Origin of the sequence: Enterobacter sp. 61D5, assembly GCF_034107965.1 — a bacterium.
Classification (GTDB): Bacteria; Pseudomonadota; Gammaproteobacteria; order Enterobacterales; family Enterobacteriaceae; genus Enterobacter; species Enterobacter cloacae_M.
The window spans coordinates 189,437-207,172 of sequence record NZ_JAWNFK010000006.1 but is presented as its reverse complement, the minus strand read 5'-3'; the positions used below and the strand labels follow the sequence as shown (position 1 = coordinate 207,172).

The 17,736-nt window shown below is 57.5% G+C and carries 13 protein-coding genes; 7 read left to right on the top strand and 6 right to left on the bottom strand.

Features of this window, described 5'->3' with window-relative positions:
• The first annotated feature begins 195 nt into the window (after positions 1-195).
• The gene (gene ansP, locus UTM25_RS06180; protein WP_023311978.1) at positions 196-1,692 is read left to right on the top strand and encodes an L-asparagine permease; all 1,497 of its coding nucleotides are present in this window, start codon (positions 196-198) and stop codon (positions 1,690-1,692) included.
• 48 nt (positions 1,693-1,740) lie between these two features.
• On the opposite strand, the gene UTM25_RS06175 is transcribed toward ansP, so the two are convergent.
• Positions 1,741-2,802: a YncE family protein gene (locus UTM25_RS06175; RefSeq protein ID WP_194399337.1), complete on the bottom strand. Its 1,062-nt coding sequence runs from the start codon at positions 2,800-2,802 to the stop codon at positions 1,741-1,743.
• A gap of 242 nt (positions 2,803-3,044) precedes the next feature.
• Between UTM25_RS06175 and pqqU the strand changes: the two genes are divergently transcribed.
• On the top strand, positions 3,045-5,159 hold the full coding sequence (pqqU, locus tag UTM25_RS06170) for a TonB-dependent receptor PqqU (protein ID WP_194399338.1): 2,115 nt from the start codon (positions 3,045-3,047) through the stop codon (positions 5,157-5,159).
• A 119-nt stretch (positions 5,160-5,278) separates the two neighbouring features.
• Here the strand turns inward: pqqU and UTM25_RS06165 are convergent, their stop codons facing one another.
• The 3 genes from UTM25_RS06165 to UTM25_RS06155 all read right to left on the bottom strand — a co-directional run bounded on the left by UTM25_RS06165 (position 5,279) and on the right by UTM25_RS06155 (position 7,884).
• Positions 5,279-5,947: a GntR family transcriptional regulator gene (locus UTM25_RS06165; RefSeq protein ID WP_023311981.1), complete on the bottom strand. Its 669-nt coding sequence runs from the start codon at positions 5,945-5,947 to the stop codon at positions 5,279-5,281.
• Positions 5,948-6,202: 255 nt separating this feature from the next.
• Positions 6,203-7,243 carry an NADP-dependent oxidoreductase gene (locus tag UTM25_RS06160; RefSeq protein WP_047741953.1) on the bottom strand — a complete coding sequence of 347 codons (1,041 nt, stop codon included), beginning with the start codon at positions 7,241-7,243 and terminating at the stop codon, positions 6,203-6,205.
• A 65-nt stretch (positions 7,244-7,308) separates the two neighbouring features.
• Positions 7,309-7,884 carry a helix-turn-helix domain-containing protein gene (locus tag UTM25_RS06155; RefSeq protein ID WP_023311983.1) on the bottom strand — a complete coding sequence of 192 codons (576 nt, stop codon included), beginning with the start codon at positions 7,882-7,884 and terminating at the stop codon, positions 7,309-7,311.
• Between the two features lie 148 nt (positions 7,885-8,032).
• On the opposite strand from UTM25_RS06155, the gene UTM25_RS06150 reads away from it, so the two are divergent.
• Both UTM25_RS06150 and UTM25_RS06145 read left to right on the top strand, forming a co-directional pair.
• Positions 8,033-8,551 (top strand): GNAT family N-acetyltransferase, encoded by a 519-nt coding sequence (locus UTM25_RS06150; RefSeq protein ID WP_194399339.1) that lies wholly within the window; start codon positions 8,033-8,035, stop codon positions 8,549-8,551.
• A complete protein-coding gene (locus UTM25_RS06145; RefSeq protein ID WP_194399340.1) occupies positions 8,548-8,997 on the top strand; it encodes a DMT family transporter in 450 nt (149 codons plus the stop codon). Before UTM25_RS06150 ends, UTM25_RS06145 begins: the two co-directional genes overlap by 4 nt.
• A 3-nt stretch (positions 8,998-9,000) precedes the next feature.
• Here the strand turns inward: UTM25_RS06145 and UTM25_RS06140 are convergent, their stop codons facing one another.
• Complete coding sequence (locus tag UTM25_RS06140) at positions 9,001-9,234, bottom strand: YdcY family protein (RefSeq protein WP_194399341.1); 234 nt, start codon at positions 9,232-9,234, stop codon at positions 9,001-9,003.
• Positions 9,235-9,335: 101 nt separating this feature from the next.
• Positions 9,336-10,934, bottom strand: coding sequence for an ABC transporter substrate-binding protein (locus UTM25_RS06135; RefSeq protein ID WP_194399342.1), 1,599 nt, complete (start codon positions 10,932-10,934; stop codon positions 9,336-9,338).
• Between the two features lie 284 nt (positions 10,935-11,218).
• Between UTM25_RS06135 and UTM25_RS06130 the strand changes: the two genes are divergently transcribed.
• From UTM25_RS06130 to UTM25_RS06120, 3 genes are read left to right on the top strand one after another with little or no spacing between them, the layout of a single operon-like run.
• The gene (locus UTM25_RS06130; RefSeq protein ID WP_194399343.1) at positions 11,219-12,568 is read left to right on the top strand and encodes an SrfA family protein; all 1,350 of its coding nucleotides are present in this window, start codon (positions 11,219-11,221) and stop codon (positions 12,566-12,568) included.
• A gap of 4 nt (positions 12,569-12,572) precedes the next feature.
• Positions 12,573-15,554: a virulence factor SrfB gene (locus UTM25_RS06125; RefSeq protein WP_194399344.1), complete on the top strand. Its 2,982-nt coding sequence runs from the start codon at positions 12,573-12,575 to the stop codon at positions 15,552-15,554.
• Positions 15,551-17,728, top strand: a complete 2,178-nt coding sequence (locus UTM25_RS06120; protein WP_194399345.1) for a virulence factor SrfC family protein — start codon at positions 15,551-15,553, stop codon at positions 17,726-17,728. The genes UTM25_RS06125 and UTM25_RS06120 overlap by 4 nt, the downstream gene beginning before the upstream one ends.
• Positions 17,729-17,736: the final 8 nt, after the last annotated feature.

Below are 17,736 nucleotides of genomic sequence, written 5' to 3'. Positions count from 1 at the left end.
GCGCATCACTTTCGGCACGGTTATATTTTGCGTCGCTTATGAATTGCAGGTAGGATGCCTCGCCATGTTTCGCCTTATCCATACGCAGAATGACTGGGAAGGCGACATGTGTTTGCGCAGAAGCAATCGTTTGTATTGCGCTCTGCCAGGCAGGACTATCACGATAATGGTTCAGACAGGCAAACAGGTAACTCAATGAAAACAAGCAATAAAAGCGCAGCCGATCATCACGCTGCTAAACGTCGCTGGTTGAACTCCCACGAAGAGGGCTACCACAAAGCGATGGGCAACCGTCAGGTTCAAATGATCGCCATCGGCGGCGCTATCGGAACGGGTCTGTTTTTAGGTGCGGGTGCGCGTCTGCAAATGGCTGGCCCGGCTCTCGCCCTGGTCTATCTGGTGTGCGGGATCTTCTCTTTCTTCATTCTACGCGCGCTGGGCGAACTGGTACTGCATCGCCCTTCCAGCGGAAGCTTCGTCTCTTACGCCCGTGAATTCCTCGGTGAAAAAGCGGCCTACGTTGCGGGCTGGATGTACTTCGTCAACTGGGCGATGACCGGTATTGTCGATATCACCGCCGTTGCGCTGTATATGCACTACTGGGGCGCGTTTGGCGATGTGCCGCAGTGGGTCTTTGCGCTTGGCGCGCTGGCGATTGTCGGCACCATGAACATGATCGGCGTGAAGTGGTTCGCGGAGATGGAGTTCTGGTTTGCGCTGGTTAAAGTGCTGGCCATCGTGGTGTTCCTGGTCGTGGGTACCGTCTTCCTCGGCAGCGGCAAGCCGCTGGACGGCAATGCCACCGGCTTCCACCTGATAACCGATAACGGCGGATTCTTCCCGCACGGTCTGCTGCCTGCGCTGGTCCTGGTTCAGGGCGTGGTGTTCGCCTTCGCCTCCATCGAACTGGTGGGTACCGCAGCAGGTGAATGTAAAGATCCGCAGACCATGGTGCCAAAAGCCATTAATAGCGTGATCTGGCGTATCGGTCTGTTCTACGTCGGTTCCGTAGTGCTGCTGGTTCTGCTGCTGCCGTGGACTGCCTATCAGGCGGGTCAAAGTCCATTTGTGACCTTCTTCTCTAAGCTGGGCGTGCCTTACGTTGGCAGCATCATGAACATCGTGGTCCTGACCGCGGCGCTCTCCAGCCTGAACTCCGGTCTTTACTCTACCGGTCGTATCCTGCGCTCCATGTCGATGGGCGGTTCTGCGCCGAAGTTCATGTCGAAGATGAGCAAGCAGCAGGTTCCCTATGCGGGGATTCTGGCAACGCTGGTGGTTTACGTCTTTGGCGTGTTCCTGAACTATCTGGTGCCGTCCCGCGTATTTGAGATCGTTCTGAACGTGGCTGCACTGGGGATTATCGCCTCCTGGGCCTTCATCGTGGTCTGCCAGATGCGTCTGCGCAAAGCGATCAAAGAAGGCAAAGCGGCTGATGTGAGCTTCAAGATGCCGGGCGCACCGGTGACCTCCTGGCTCACCCTGCTCTTCCTGTTCAGCGTGCTGGTGCTGATGGCGTTCGACTACCCGAACGGTACCTACACCATCGCGACTATTCCGCTGCTGGCCGTGCTGCTGATTGCCGGCTGGTTCGGCGTGCGTAAGCGCGTTCACGAGATCCACAGCACCGCGCCGGTTCATCACGACGATGAAAAACACGACGCACCGCTGGTAGAAGAAACCTCGCGTTAAGCGTCCGTAAGCATCAAAAAGGGAAGGCAAATGCCTTCCCTTTTTTATTTACAGCGCGATACGAATGACGTCGTCAGGCTGGGTGGCTTCCTGCTGGCGAGTAGATTTTTGTTTCACCGTCACGTACAGGGTTTTGCCATCCGCAGAGAGCGCCAGGCTGTTCGGGTAGACCGGCGTGTCGAAGGTTTTTGTGACCTTATAAGATTTCGCGTCGATCACGCTCACCTTACCGGCTTCACGGTGCGTCACATAGGCTTCATTGCGGGCCGGGTTGAACAGGACCGCCAGGGACTGTGGCGCGGCGATTTTCTCGATCACGCTGCCGTCTTTCAGGCTCACAACCAGCACTTCAGGCTGTTTTGAATCGGTCAGGAAGGCACGCTGCCCGGCGGTGTCGAGGCTGAGGTTCAGGTAGAAGTGCTCTTTTCCGTCATCCTGAACTTTTTTACGGCTGATAATTTTATTGCTGGCCGTATCAATGGTTACCAGCTCGCCGTCCGCATTCGTGGTATAGAGGCGTTTCGCCTGCGCATCCAGCGCCAGGCCGGTGCTATAGGTACCGGTATTGGCAATGGTCTCTTTCAGCTTCAGCGTTGCGCCATCCACCACCCAAATCACGCTCTCTTTGCCGACGCCGGTGATGTAAATTGTATTGCTCGCGTCATCCGCTACCAGCTGGCGCGGCTGCAGCGGTTTGACGGTTTCACTGCGCTGGCGATTATCAAGCACCAGACGCCCTTTCACGTCGCCGGTTTTCGCATCAATGGCAGTCACCGCGCCGTTGATGGTGTTACCGAACCACAGCGTTTGAGTCGCCTTGTCAAAGGTGGCACCAAAGGGTTTCAGATCGCTATGAATCGCCTGCGTCACGTCCAGCGTGATCGGGTCAAGGCGATAGATAACTCCACCCTTATCGGTTTTACGGCTTTGCGAGGTCGCCACCCACAGCGCGTTCTCCTGCTGGCTGACCGCCATTTCATACGCCCCTTTGCCCACCGCTTTACGCAGCACCTCTTCGGCGGCATGCACCTGGAACGTCCCGGCAAGCAGTAAAGTGGCAGACAGCAGCGACAGGCTCAGACGCGGCGAGCACAGATGACGTAAAGACATAACAATTCCTTTTCTGAAAAGAGGGGTTTGGGCTGACATCACTTCCGGCAGGCAACGTCATGGCATCGCCTTTTGATAATGAGAATAGTAATCATTAATGAAGTGAATGTGGAGTTTTTCTTTCGCGCTTCGCCTTTCATTAACGCAATGTGCGGTTATAGTTTTCAAAACATTTACAAAACCTTTAACATGTATGGACATGTTCCATTTGGTTCGTTTATACACCACAACCGGTTTTATTCATGAAAATCATTTCTGCCCGTAAGGCTTCTCTCCCGCTGCTGCTGGTTCCCGTTATTTTCGCGCCGCTAACTGCAATGAGCGCGGAGGAACAGACCATGATCGTCAGCGCCACGCCGCAAACCGTATCGGAACTGGATACCCCGGCCGCGGTCAGCGTCGTCAATGGCGATGACATGCGCCACGCCGCGCCGCGCATCAACCTGTCTGAATCTCTGGGCAGCGTCCCGGGACTGCAAATTCAGAACCGCCAGAACTATGCCCAGGATCTCCAGCTTTCAATGCGTGGGTTTGGTGCCCGCTCAACGTTTGGCGTGCGCGGTATCCGCATGTATGTCGACGGTATCCCTGCCACCATGCCGGACGGACAGGGCCAGACCTCCAACATCGATCTCTCCAGCGTGGAAAGCGTTGAAGTGCTGCGCGGCCCCTTCTCTGCTCTGTACGGCAACGCCTCCGGCGGCGTGATTAATATCAACACCCAGACCGGGCAGCAGCCGCCGACCATTGAAGCCAGCAGCTATTACGGCAGCTACGGTACCTGGCGCTACGGCATGAAAGCCACCGGCGCGATGGGTGACGGCACCCACGCGGGCGATGTGGATTACACCGTTTCCACCACCCGTTTCACCACCAAAGGCTACCGTGACCACAGCGGCGCGCGGAAAAATCTGGCCAATGCGAAGCTGGGCGTGCGTATTGATGACGTCAGCAAGCTGACGCTGATTTTCAACAGCGTGGACATGAAGGCCAACGATCCGGGCGGGCTGAGCTATCAGGAGTGGCAGAACAATCCGCGTCAGTCTCCGCGCGGCGATCAGTACAACACCCGCAAGACCATCAAGCAGACCCAGGCCGGCCTGCGCTACGATCGTCAGCTCAGCACCCAGGACGACCTCAGCGTGATGATGTACGCCGGCGAACGTGAAATGACGCAGTACCAGTCGATTCCGTATCAGCCCCAGCTGAAAGCCTCCCACTCCGGCGGCGTGATTGATATGCAACGTCATTATCAGGGTATCGATACCCGCTGGACGCACCGTGGCGAGCTGCTGGTGCCGGTGACGTTTACCACCGGCCTGAACTACGAAAATCTGAGCGAAGATCGTCGCGGATACGAGAACTTCGTGATGAACAACGGCGTGCCGGATTACGGCGTGAAGGGTGACAAGCGTCGAAACGAACGTAACCTGATGTGGAACGTTGACCCTTACCTGCAAACCAGCTGGCAGCTGACGCAGAAGCTGTCGGTGGATGCGGGGGTGCGCTACAGCTCGGTCTGGTTTGATTCCAACGACCATTACGTTACGCCGGGCAACGGCGATGACAGCGGTGACGCGAGCTATCACAAGTGGCTCCCGGCCGGTTCCGTGAAGTATGCGGTGACGGACGCATGGAACCTCTACGCTGCCGCAGGGCGTGGATTCGAAACGCCAACCATCAACGAACTGTCCTATCGTGCCGATAACCAGGGCGGCCTTAACATCGGCCTGCAGCCGTCCACCAACAACACGTATGAAGTGGGCAGCAAAACCCGCATCGGCAATGGCCTGCTGACAGCGGCGCTGTTCCGCACCGATACGGATGATGAGATCGTGGTGGATGCCAGCTCTGGCGGGCGTACCAGCTATAAAAATGCCGGTAAAACCCGTCGTCAGGGGGTGGAAGTCTCCCTCGACCAGCAGTTTGCTGAGAACTGGAAGCTGAAGATGGCATGGACGTATCTGGATGCCACCTACCGGACTAACGTCTGCAGCGACGCAAACTGTAACGGTAACCGGATGCCGGGCATTGCCCGCAACATGGGTTACGCCTCGTTTGGCTGGCAGCCGGAGGAAGGCTGGTACGCGGGCTCTGACGTGCGCTACATGAGCGATATCATGGCCGACGACGAGAATACGGCGAAAGCGCCGTCGTATACTGTGGTCGGGCTGAACACCGGGTACAAATTCAACTACGGCAGCTGGGGCATGGACGTCTTTGGCCGCGTCGATAACCTGTTCGATAAAGAGTACGCGGGCTCGGTTATTGTCAACGAGTCTAACGGTCGTTATTACGAGCCTGCACCAGGCCGTAACTACGGGGTCGGGCTGTCGGTCTCTTATCGCTTCGAGTAAGCGAAAAGAAAAGTTTATTTTATTAATGAAATAACGCTCCTGATGGCAATAAACCATCAGGAGTTATTCACCAGATAAATAATTAGCGGCGGAATATAGTCGCTCTGCTAAATAATCTCTTAGTTGAAATATTGTCGCTGTAAAAGCAAATTCGCTTCATCAATCACCTTATCAATCGCCTTCTGGCAGGCAACAACATCTCTTCGCTCCAGGGCGGAAAGCAGTTCGTCATAGTGATACGTCGAGGCTTTGATGTCGTTAAGCTCCTGATGTAGATAGTTCATACAGGGCCCGATGCGCACCCAAAGCTGCTCAATTAAGGCATTAAGCGTAGGCATTTCCGCATACTGATAAAGCGTAAACCGGAAGACGCGATTCGCATGCAATGCCTGCTGGACGTTCCCGTTGCGCATGGCCTCATGAAAGGCATCCGACAATTTGCGCAACGCCTCCAGTTTGCTATCAGACATATTCTGACAGGCCGCGGCGACCGCCATCGGCTCAAGTTGCTTGCGGATGGCGTTAATCTCGTTATAGCGCTCCAGCGTGACCTCCGGAACCAGAAATGCCTGCGCCGGCGTGGCGTGTAACGCCCCTGATGACACCAGGCGCAACAGCGCCTCGCGAACAGGGGTAATACTGGTTCCTAATTTATCGGCGATCTCTTTGGTAATCAGTCGTGCCCCAGGTTTGAGTGAGCCTGTAATTAACGCTCCTTTCAAACTGTGTTCAACTTGCATGGTAAGACTGACCCTTTGGGCTTTTTCTAAGTGGTCCAAATCAAGCATGTTCAATTCCTGTAGCTAAAACTTAATGCTATTTTTAAACGCCAGTTTTAATAAAACGACGCTGGTCCGATATATCCTGTATCGTCATGCCTGGTGGTGGGAAGTACGTAAAAACATCAAAAAAGCAAAGTTTGTTTTTTTTATTGGTTTCGGGCCCATCCGGGAAGCGGGCGCGAAATGCCATGTCCATTAATTAAAGACAATATATCGTATCTTCACAAATAAATATGGCGGGAAACCCCGCCATAGTGCTGTTTATTTATTGTCACTCGCGACGCGAATCACGACTTTGCCGAAGTTACGACCTTCAAGCAGGCCAATCAGCGCCTCGGGCGCGTTCTCCAGCCCGTCCGTTATCTGTTCGCGATAGTGAATTTTGCCCTCCTGCACCCAGCGTCCCATCGCTTCCTGGAACTCCTTAATGCGGTGACCGTAATCCTGGCCGATGATAAAGCCCTGCATACGAATGCGTTTCTTCAGGATGGTCGCCATCAGTAGCGGCAGGCGATCCGGCCCCTCGGGCAGGCCCGTCGCATTGTAGCCGCTCACCAGGCCGCACACCGGCACGCGCGCGGAGGTATTCAGTAACGGCAGCACGGCGTCAAAGACTTTCCCGCCGACGTTTTCATAATAGACGTCAATCCCGTTCGGGCAAGCGCGTTTCAGCTGTTCGGCAAAGTCGGCCGCGTGGTGATCCAGACAGAGGTCAAACCCGAGGACCTCAACGGCATGGCGGCATTTTTCAGCCCCACCGGCGACGCCGACCACCCGGCAACCTTTAATTTTGCCGATCTGCCCGACGGTCGCGCCAACCGGGCCTGTCGCCGCGGCGACCACCAGCGTTTCACCCGCTTTTGGCTGCCCGATATCCAGCAATCCCATATAGGCGGTAAAGCCCGGCATGCCCAGAATACCCAGCGCCCAGGAAGGATGTGACGGATTTTCGCCCAGCTTCACCAGACCGCTGCCGTCTGAGAGTTCATACTCCTGCCAGCCGCTGTAGCCCAGTACCCACTCCCCGGCTTTGAAGTCGGGATGATTTGACTGCTCAACGCGGCTAACCGTTCCCCCCACCATCACCGCGCCCAGCTCAACCGGTGGTGAATAGGATGGCGCATCGCTCATGCGCCCCCGCATGTAAGGGTCCAGGGACAGCCAGACGGTGCGCAGCAAAAGCTGCCCTTCAGCCGGGGCGGGAACAGGCTGCGTTTCGAGACGAAAATTTTCCGCGACCGGCGCACCCTGAGGACGAGAGGCCAGTACCCAGCGGCGATTTTGCGAAACAGGTTGATTCATCGGGATCTCCTTCTGGTACAAATGTCATTACAGCCTGGCTCACGATCGGCGTTATCGCATTAGCATTACGAGGCAGACTGGTTAAGCCGTACAACCAGATAGATGCAGGTTTCATTCGTTTCGTTGATGAACCGGCAGTCATTTGGCGGCCCCAGCTCGAGACAGTCTCCGGCGTGCATTTCGTGGCGCGTATCGCCCTCCTGGAACACCAGCTCACCGGACTGGAGCCAGATAAGCTGACGTGCCAGCGCGTAAGAAGAGGCAGGCATCGGAACATCGCTGCCCGCGGGCAGTTCAACCTGAACAAGGTCGATGGGCAGATCGGTACGGGGAGAAACATGGCGGCGGAGGTAGTGCGTCTGCGGATCTCGCCAGACGGGCTGGTTTGCAAGGCGCAGCAGCTTGCCCTCCTGCATTTCGGCCCGGGCAATAAGCGTTGACATGCTGATGCCAAACGCGCCGGACAGGCGAGCAAGCAAGGTGGCCGTCGGGCTGCTGTCTCCGCGTTCAATCTTGTGGATCATCGCGCGCGAGACTCCTGCCCGGTCAGCAAGCTCGCTCAGGGACCATCCGCGAGACTCGCGTTCAAGGCGAATTCTTGCGCTAATCCGTTGATTCATCGTGTCTGTTATGGTGTTCATGACGTCATACTATAGTGTATGCACGGCATTTCAATGGGCTTTTGATAACAAAAAAATATGGCTTATGCCGTAGCGATCGGGCGATACGATTGTGTAATATCGTAGGAATAACGTAATACTATAGTGAACAACACACAGAGGGTTAATCATGATCGTTCGTCATGCCTGCAAAGAAGACTGCGCCGCGATAGGAGAAATCTACAACCACGCGGTGCTGCATACTGCCGCGATCTGGAACGATAAAACCGTCGATACCGATAACCGAATCGCCTGGTTTGAGGCGCGCACGCTCGCGGGTTACCCGGTTCTGGTGAGTGAAGAAAACGGCGTTATCACCGGTTACGCCTCTTTCGGCGACTGGCGCGCCTTCGACGGTTTCCGTTATACGGTCGAGCATTCGGTCTACGTCCACCCGGACCATCAGGGCAAAGGCATTGGCCGCACGCTGATGATCGCACTGATTAACGAGGCCCGCGCCATCGGTAAACACGTAATGGTGGCCGGTATTGAAGCGCAAAACCATGCCTCGATTCATCTCCATGAAACGCTTGGTTTTGTCACCACGGGGCAGATGCCGCAGGTGGGAACCAAGTTTGGCCGCTGGCTGGACTTAACCTTTATGCAGCTGCAGCTGGACGAGCGCAGCGATCCGGACGCCATCCCATGAATCAGTCACTGACGCTGGCGTTTCTGGTGGCGGCGGGAATTGGTCTGGTGGTGCAAAACACTTTAATGGTGCGTATCACCCAGTCCTCCTCCACCATTCTTATCGCGATGCTGCTGAACTCCATGGTCGGCATCGTGCTGTTTGTCAGCATTCTGCTGCTGAAACAGGGCGTCGCCGGATTCAGCGAGCTGGCCGCAACGGTGCGCTGGTGGACGCTTATCCCTGGGCTGCTGGGGTCGTTTTTTGTGTTTGCCAGCATCAGCGGGTATCAGAACGTTGGCGCGGCGACGACTATCGCCGTGCTGGTAGCAAGCCAGCTGATTGGCGGGCTGGTGATGGACGTGCTGAGAAGCAACGGCGTTCCGCTGCGCGCCCTGATTGGCCCGGTGTGCGGCGCGGTGATGCTGGTCGTCGGGGCCTGGCTGGTGGCGCGACGCCAGTTTTGATCGTTACAGTATGGTGCCGCCTTTGGTCAGCTGTTCCTCACGCGCGTCCATCTCTTCTTTATGCTGCTTACCGTGGTGCGAAATCGCGGTGCGCAGACGCTGCTGCTGGGTGTAGCGTTCTTCACGGCTGAGCTCTGCGTCATCGCTTAATTCGATCAGCAGTTCATTCATGTGGGTAATCACGCTCTCTTCGATGGCGGCATCGACACGGGCGGTAACTTCGCTTAAATGTGACATTGTCACTCCTTGTAATGTGCCCGGTGGCGCTTCGCTTGCCGGGCCTACGGGTGCCAAATGTAGGCCGGGTAAGGCGTAGCCGCCACCCGGCGATAAAACGCTTAGTTCAGCTTCGCTTTGGAGAAATCGCTACCCATCAGGCTCACGCTGTATCCGGTCACGTTGCTGCGGGTTGCATAGAACGTTTTCCCGTTTGCCAGTGCGATCCACGGCGCCTGCTGGTAGAAAATCTCCTGCGCCTGGCCGTAGAGTTTCGCGCGCTCGGCCGGGCTGCTGGTCAGCTTCGCTTTTTGCACCAGAGCATCATAACCCTTATCGCACCAGCGCGCGGCGTTTGATCCGGTTTTAATGCTGTTGCAGCCCAGCAGCACGTCGGCAAAGTTATCCGGGTCACCGTTATCGGACATCCAGCCAAACAGCGCGGAGTCATGTTCGCCTTTACGCATTCCGGAGAGATATTCCCCCCACTCGTAAGAGACAATTTTCGCCTTCACGCCGACTTTCGCCCAGTCGCTCTGGATCATCTCCGCGATACGACGCGAGTTCGGGTTATATGGACGCTGAACCGGCATTGACCACAGCGTGACTTCCGCCCCCTTCTCCAGCCCCGCCTGCTTCAGCAGCGCTTTCGCTTTTTCAGGATCGTAGCTGTAGTCCTTCAGGTCTTTATTGAAGCCCAGCATATTTGGCGGGATCGGCGATTTTGCCACCGTACCGGACCCCATAAAGACCGCATTAACGATGGCCTTCTTGTCGGTCGCGTAGTTAAGCGCCTGGCGCACCAGCACGTTATCAAACGGTTTTTTCTCGGTATTAAACGCCAGATAGCCGACGTTCAGCGCATCGACCGAGTGCAGCGTCAGGTCTTTATTGTTCTTGATGACGTCAAACTGAACCGGGGACGGTGCAGGAATGATCTGGCACTCGTTGGTCTGCAGCTTCGCCAGGCGGGTTTCCACGTTTGGCGTGATGGAGAAGATGAGATGCTTCGTCGGCACTTCGCCTTCCCAGTAGTTCGGGTTAGCGACGTAGCGGATCAGCGAATCCACTTTGTACTGCTGCAGGACATAAGGCCCGGTACCAATCGGCCAGGTGTCTACGTTTTCAGGCGTGCCTTTTTTCAGCATCGCATCGGCGTATTCGGCGGAGAGAATGGAGGCGAAATCCATTCCCCAGTCGGCCAGAAACGCGGCGTTGGGTTCACTGAGGGTGAACTGAACGTGATAATCATCGACCTTTTTCACGTCCTGGATCAGCTTATCGAGCCCAACATCGTTAAAGTATTCGTAGTTGCCCTGCGACACGTTGTGATACGGGTGTTTAGGGTCTTTCTGACGCATAACAGAGAAAATAACGTCATCAGCGTTAAAGTCGCGCGTCGGTTTGAAGTATTTATTGCTGTTGAATTTCACCCCTTTGCGCAGGGTAAAGGTATAGGTCTTACCGTCCGGTGAAATCGTCCAGGACTCCGCCAGCGACGGGACCGGGGTGTTTTTCAGCGGGTCGAAATTGATCAGGCGGTTGTACAGTACCTGAGAGCTGGCCACAAAAGACGGGCCAGAGCTGGCGATTTGCGGGTTGAAGGACTCGGGGGACGCCTCAGAACAGTAAATAAGGGTGTCGTTGTTTGCCGCCCATGCGGCACCGGCTGGTAGAAGCGCGCTCAGCGCAAGGGCGAGCAGTGATTTCCCTGTAGACATGGTTATAACCCTGACAGTTTTATTATATAAGACAGTAATAACAGCACAGGCGTTATGACCTGGCAAATAACGAAACACTATCAGGTTATTCTAAAGCCGCGTTTTTCGCTGGTTTTACAGCCAGCCCCCCAAAAAGATGATTTGCCTTAAGGACCATTATTCGTCAAGCACAACCGTCATTTTCTATGCCGCAAGAAATCGGCCCTTTTGGCGTCTCTTCCTCCGTTTGTTTGCTTCCTCGTTTCGTTAAAGTAACGGTGTGAAGAAGTATATGGGATCAAATCGTGGCAAAAACTCTTTTACGCAGCGGTAATCTGGATGACTTTCAGGCCGTTGGCGGCGGCGGACAAGCCGTTTTTGAATCAGCGTTACAAATCCGGGAAGCGCTCCGGTTGCGCAAACAACAGGCCATCGTCGACTGTCTGGCGATCCCTCAGGTCAACGACAGCGGTGACCGCGTGGACTGGTATTCCCCTGTTGAAGGGAGCGTAACCAGCTGGAAAGCGGCCGATGAAGATGACCGTTATCGCGCCCTGCGCTATCTGGAAAACACGCTCGCCAGCGTTGAGTCGTTAAGCAAGAAATGCCTCCAGTCGCCCAAAACCGCGCAGCAGCTTTTTGGTTCTCTGCTGTCAAAGGCGTTTCAGTTCCCGGGTGAAAACTTCCTCTTCCTGGTAGACGGAAAGCCGGTCATCAGCTTCTGGGGGTTTGTAAACCTGAACGAAAATGCGCGCGACGATGTTCTCGACTGCCTGCGTGAATCGCTGGTCCCTGAGCCCGCCCTCGTTGTGATTGAAGATCCTGAGCCCGAGCCTGAGCCAGAACCTGTGGTGGCCTTTGAACATGCCGACGAGCCGCTGATCGCCCCTTCCACGGTGGTGCGTATCACGCCGGAAGAACTGTATGAACCTGAGCCGGCCCCGGCCGTTGCGCAACCCGTTCAGGAACCGGCTGTGCCGATCGTCGCGAAAAAGCGCCGCGTTCCCCTGTGGACGCTGCCGGTTGCCGTCGCGATCGTTGCCGCCATTGCCGCACCGCTGCTGTGGCCAAAACAGTCGCCTTCCGCTGAGCCCGCCCCGGTGCACGCGCCTCAGCCCGTAGAGATTGCGCCAAAGCCGATCAAAGCGGTTGAGCCGCTGGCCATGAAATTACCGCTGCATCAGGCAGAGGTCGTGGCCAGCAAAGAAAAAGAAGCGGCTCCGGCCGCGCCTGCGCCACAGCCCGCTCCGGTGGTGATTGTCGCCATCCCGAAAGACGCCATGGTGATGGAAGCGAATCAGGTGAAAGCGGGATCGACGCGTTTCCTGAACGGCACATGGCGTGCGGTTCTGGACGTGAAAGATCCGGTCACCGGCAAGCCGCCGTCAATGCGCTATCAGATCCAGAACAATAAAGGCTTCGCCCGGGTTGTCCATGGCGACAATGTTGTCTGCCGCGCCGAGGTCTTCTCCGGCCTGCACAGCAACGGCGAGCTGATGATTAAAAGTCGCGGTACTGCCCGCTGCACCGACGGCTCCCGCTACCCGATGCCGGAGGTTGCCTGTAAAGCAGGCGCCAGCGATATCGCAGAATGTCGCGCCCGTTATGATGCCAATACCGTCGTTCCCCTGACGTTCAAGAAAGCAGGTGCCTGATCCTATGCTGGTTAATCTTTGCGACTATAAACAAAGCGTCACGCTTATTGCCAACAGCGGCGTGCAGTTCCTTGATTTCGGTCTGACGCCGCAGGACACCGCCAGCAACGGGCGCTTCGTACGTAAAACCGCGAACGGCCCGCTGCTGCGGCTCGATTTCGACCTGGTTAACGGGCGCTATACCGTGCCGGGAACGAACGGCGGGCAGCCTGAAGTGGTTAAGCCGGAAACCACCATCCCGCTGCATCAGTCCCTGGCGGTGCTGGACGGCGTCTGGCTTCCGGTTCCGTTCCTGCGCTTCAACCCACCGCGGACCTTTGTTGAGGGGCCGGATAACTGGGCGCGCGTTCAGGTGCGCAAGCTTGACACCCCGGACACGGCAGGAAATACGCACCGCGTCACGCTCGCCCTTGACAGTCAGATTGCCGAACACGCCACGTCCGCCCTGTCCCCGGTTGAAAACGATATTCTCAACGGGACCCGATTCGCGCTGGCCTGGCGAGACAATGAGGTTGAAAGTTTCCTCGATCAGACCTGGATTGACGGCTGGCTGCGCGAGGCGTTTACCCAGTATGCCGACGGCGTTGAGAACCGCTCTGAACGCGACCTGCAGCAGGCGATGCGCAGTTTTGAATATCAGGCCCACTGGCTTAACCTGCTGACCATGCTCGGTGAACAGCTCACCGTACCGGAAGTGAAATTTGTCACCCATACGCTCAGCACGCCCGCCATTCCGGTCGACCTGATCCTCGACGTGGGCAATACCCACACCTGCGGCGTCATTATTGAAGACCACGGCGACGCCAACGATGGCCTGCGCCAGACCGCCGAGCTGCAGGTCCGCTCGCTAAGCGAGCCGCAGTTCCTGAATGCGCCCCTGTTCACCAGCCGTCTTGAGTTTTCGGAAGCGCGCTTTGGCAAGCAGCACTTCTCGGTTGAAAGCGGTCGCGAAGATGCCTTTGTCTGGCCGTCGATTGTTCGCGTGGGCGATGAAGCCCGCAAGCTGGCGATGCAGCGTCTGGGGACCGAAGGCAACAGCGGCATCTCCAGCCCGCGTCGCTACCTGTGGGATGAAACGCCGGTCGTGCAGGACTGGCGCTTTAGCCAGATGAACAGCAAAACCCAGCGTGAGCCGCTTGCCACCGCGTTTCCGCTGATGAACCTGATGAACGATGACGGCGAACCGCTCTTCACGCTGCCGCAGGACGAGCGGCTGCCGGTCTTCTCGCCGCAGTACAGCCGCAGCACGCTGATGACGCACATGCTGTGCGAGCTGCTGGCGCAGGCGCTGGGGCAGATCAACAGCGTCGCCACGCGCCTGCGTCTGGGCTTCCCGGCGTCGCCGCGCCAGCTGCGCACCCTGATCCTGACCCTGCCCTCGGCCATGCCAAAGCAGGAGCGCGAGATTTTCCGTCGCCGCATGTTTGAAGCCATCGCCATCGTCTGGAAAGCGATGGGCTGGCACCCGCAGGATGAGGATTTTGTCACCCGCAAACAGCAGGATAAAAGCGTGGTGCCAGTTCCTGAAATCCAGATGGAGTGGGATGAAGCCAGCTGCGGTCAGCTGGTCTGGCTGTATAACGAAGCGATCTCCCGCTTTGGCGGTCAGACCGAAGCCTTCTTCGCCTCCCTGGCCCGCCCGGACCGTGAGCCTGAGTCGGGTAGCCAGCCGGGCCGCGCGCTGCGCGTCGCGTCCATCGATATCGGCGGCGGCACAACGGATATGGCGATCACCCATTATCAGCTGGATGACGGTTCCGGCAATAACGTCAAAATCACCCCGCAGCTGCTGTTCCGTGAAGGCTTTAAGGTCGCGGGTGACGATACGCTTTTGGACGTGATTCAGCGCTACGTGTTGCCTGCCCTGCAAACGCAGCTGCAGAAATCCGGTATCGCGGACGCCTCGCTGCTGATGGCGTCGCTGTTCGGCGACTCTGGGCGCATCGATACCCAGGCCGTGCTCCGTCAGCAAACGGCACTTCAGCTGTTTATGCCGATTGGCCACGCCATTCTTGCCGCGTGGGAATCGAGCGACGTTGACGATCCGCTGGCCGGTCTGCATGCCACCTTTGGCGATCTCCTGCCGCAGAAACCGACCCGCAACGTCATGAATTACCTGCAGCAGGCGATCGACCATGCCCTGCCTGCAGGTTCAGACGCTTTTGACCTGTTCGCCGTGCCGCTGCATGTGAATTTCCGCGAAATGCAGGATGCGATGCTGGCCGGGCAGTTTACGCTGGCCTCGCCGCTCCACGCGGTGTGCGAGGCGATATCCCATTACAGCTGCGATATTCTGCTGATCACCGGACGCCCCGGCTGCCTGCCTGGCGTTCAGGCGCTGATTCGTCATCTGCAGCCGGTGCCGGTCAACCGCATCGTCTGGCTGGATAAATACCAGGTGCACGAGTGGTATCCGTTCAGCCAGCAGGGGCGCATTGGCAACCCGAAATCGACGGCCGCCGTGGGGGCCATGCTCTGCAGCCTGGCGCTCGACCTGCGTCTGCCGCGCTTCAACTTTAAAGCCGCGGACATTGGCGCGTATTCAACCGTGCGGTATCTCGGCGTGCTGGATAACACCGTTAATACCCTGCGCGAGGAAAACGTCTGGTATCGGGATATCGACCTCGATAAGCCGGGCGCGAAGCTCGACGCGCGTCTGCACTTCCCGCTGCGCGGTAACGTCACCCTCGGCTTCCGCCAGCTGGCGAACGCGCGCTGGCCCGCCACGCCGCTCTACACGCTCAGCATCAACTCGGCTGAACTGGCGAAAGCCATTGCCGGCGACGGCGTGCTGAACGTGCGGCTGAAGCTCTGCGGCGGCAGCAAGCAGGAAGATCCTGAGGCCTTCGAGCTGAGCGATGCCTGGCTGCAGGACGGCACGCCGGTTGCCCCTGACGCATTAACCTTCAAACTGAATACTTTGGCCGATCGCCGACACAGCGGTAGCCACTACTGGATCGACAGCGGGAGCGTATACCTGAAATGACAGCGACGACGACCACCACTCAGGCCTTAATCGGGTGGATTAATGAGACGCGCCTGAACGCCCCTGTGCTGGATAACGATGCTGACGCCCTGCTTGCTCGCATCAACGCGGCGCAGGCGCGGGAGCAGGCCATTGAACGCGCCATGACCCGCCAGAGCAGCATTGGGCTTTACGGTCATTCGCAGAGCGCGAAAGCCCATCTGCTGTTATCCCTGTGCGGCAGCGGTAATGGACGCCTGAACGTGACGCCGGGCCAGCGCACCTTTGACTATTTTTCGCATATCAATCCGGGACATGCCCTGACCAACATGGCCGTCCGCTTCACGCCGGAAAGCCCGGAGGTGGCGGATGAGGCGTTCCCGCTGCGTCTGAGCCTGGTCACCGAGGCCGAGCTGGTACAGCTGTTTATTGCCCGGACGACGCAGCATCCGCAGATGCGCGCGGTGGATAAGGCGGTCATTGAGACACGTCTGGAAAAATGGCGCGGGCTGCGCCAGCCGCAGGGCGTGCCCGGCATCACGGCTCAGGAAGTGGGTGCGATAGCCCGCTTCTGGCAAAGCACCGTACCCGCCGCTAAACAACAAATTGATGATGCCCTGTGGCATGAGTTCGCCCGGCTGGTGCCTTCTCTCGATCTCAGCACGCGAGCCAGCGTCTGGTCGCTGCTGTGGGGTGAGCAGCAGGAGCTGACCCAGCAGTGGTTAAAACTGGCCCATGTGCTGCACCAGACCAGCCATGCCGGCGAGCTTGCTGCCCCGCTTAGCCTGCTGGTGGACAGCTTTGGCCTGCCGGGTGAAGGGTTCCTGACGCACGACGGCACGTTAGATCTTCAGGACGCGCAGGAGACGCTGCTTCATCCGCTGAATAGCGGTGAAATGCTAAACGCCATCAGCATCCCCGTCGACGTTCTGGCCTTCCTGACTCGCGAGCTGGTTCTGCCGGTTGAGAACGGCGCGCTGGATAATGTCGATATTATTGATATTCCGGTTTTTGAAGATAACCGTGCCGACCCGCTACGCCAGGCGAAGTCCCAGTGGCTGCTCGAGCATTACCGTCAACAGCTTCAGCCGGATGTGCTGGTGATTTGCAATGCGACGGCGCAGCACGAACACACGGCCAAAAAAGCAAAAGTGTTGATGAACTGGGTCAAGGAGACGCAGCCTGCTGAAGAATCGGCCCTGCCGGGGCTGGTATGGGCGATTACCCCTCACGACGCCCGCTTTACCACCCGACAGAATCTCGATGAAGCCGTACAGCATCTGCTCGGGAAGCCGGGTTTACGCTGGGGCACGCTGCAGGCACTGGACAGCCACAGCATGCAGCGCGTCATCGAATGGCTGTCTCAGGCCACGCTACCCGCGCAGCGACAGAAGCGTCTCAGCACGCTGAAAGGCTTGCTGCGACAGGAGCTCTCATCGCTGATGCAGAGCTATCTGGCACCGCTGGTTGAAGAGCCGGGGACAAGACGCGCCCAGGCCGAAAGCATGGTGCGCACGCTGCAAAGCAGCGCCGCCCGCCACGGCGAACTGCTTGAGGGCCTGCTGCCGCCGCTGAAAGCCTTTGAAACGCTGCTCGCCGTTCAGCAGCCGCGCGAGGAGCAGGTGAACGGGCTGTTTACGGACACCATTGACCTGTTTGCCGAGAATACCCAGGAAAGCAGCGGCCTGTTCCAGACAAAAGACAAAGCGCGTCTGGCGCACAGAGTCTGGATAAATCATCTGCGTCAGTGGAGCCGCAATGAGGCCACGGCCGCACGCCTCGGGCTGGAGCCTGCAGTGTTACAGCAAATCGCGGATGTTCTGGTGGTTACCAGCTACCGGCTTAATCTGCCTCAACAGCTTCAGCGTATCGTTGAAGCGGATAAAAGCAGCGCGGCACAGCTGCATGCCGTGATGGGCAATTTCATTGGCTGGCTGGGTTATGACCAGACGCCTGTGGCAACACGTCCGGCAAGCCGCATCCGCAAGGGGCAGGCAATCTTCGTTACGCCAGTGGTCAGCAGCGCCGAGCCTCGCTTGACGCGACTGGGAGAACAGCCTGTGCATGCGGCCACCGCGTACGTATACGACTGGCTGGTCGCACTCTATAGCCGCGCGATAGAGAATATTGATTACCAGCATCCGCATGATGTTCAGCCCGGTGCGCGTCAGGCCTTACACGCGTTATTGCGCTGAACGCTGAT

What these genes read in the sequence shown, in the direction of transcription:
- UTM25_RS06120 (WP_194399345.1), top strand. Translation starts at nt 15,551, where the DNA reads ATGACAGCGACGACGACCACCACTCAGGCCTTAATCGGGTGGATTAAT.
- ansP (WP_023311978.1), top strand. Translation starts at nt 196, where the DNA reads ATGAAAACAAGCAATAAAAGCGCAGCCGATCATCACGCTGCTAAACGT.
- UTM25_RS06125 (WP_194399344.1), top strand. Translation starts at nt 12,573, where the DNA reads ATGCTGGTTAATCTTTGCGACTATAAACAAAGCGTCACGCTTATTGCC.
- UTM25_RS06140 (WP_194399341.1), bottom strand. Translation starts at nt 9,234, where the DNA reads ATGTCACATTTAAGCGAAGTTACCGCCCGTGTCGATGCCGCCATCGAA.
- UTM25_RS06165 (WP_023311981.1), bottom strand. Translation starts at nt 5,947, where the DNA reads ATGCTTGATTTGGACCACTTAGAAAAAGCCCAAAGGGTCAGTCTTACC.
- UTM25_RS06150 (WP_194399339.1), top strand. Translation starts at nt 8,033, where the DNA reads ATGATCGTTCGTCATGCCTGCAAAGAAGACTGCGCCGCGATAGGAGAA.
- UTM25_RS06175 (WP_194399337.1), bottom strand. Translation starts at nt 2,802, where the DNA reads ATGTCTTTACGTCATCTGTGCTCGCCGCGTCTGAGCCTGTCGCTGCTG.
- UTM25_RS06160 (WP_047741953.1), bottom strand. Translation starts at nt 7,243, where the DNA reads ATGAATCAACCTGTTTCGCAAAATCGCCGCTGGGTACTGGCCTCTCGT.
- UTM25_RS06135 (WP_194399342.1), bottom strand. Translation starts at nt 10,934, where the DNA reads ATGTCTACAGGGAAATCACTGCTCGCCCTTGCGCTGAGCGCGCTTCTA.
- UTM25_RS06145 (WP_194399340.1), top strand. Translation starts at nt 8,548, where the DNA reads ATGAATCAGTCACTGACGCTGGCGTTTCTGGTGGCGGCGGGAATTGGT.
- pqqU (WP_194399338.1), top strand. Translation starts at nt 3,045, where the DNA reads ATGAAAATCATTTCTGCCCGTAAGGCTTCTCTCCCGCTGCTGCTGGTT.
- UTM25_RS06155 (WP_023311983.1), bottom strand. Translation starts at nt 7,884, where the DNA reads ATGAACACCATAACAGACACGATGAATCAACGGATTAGCGCAAGAATT.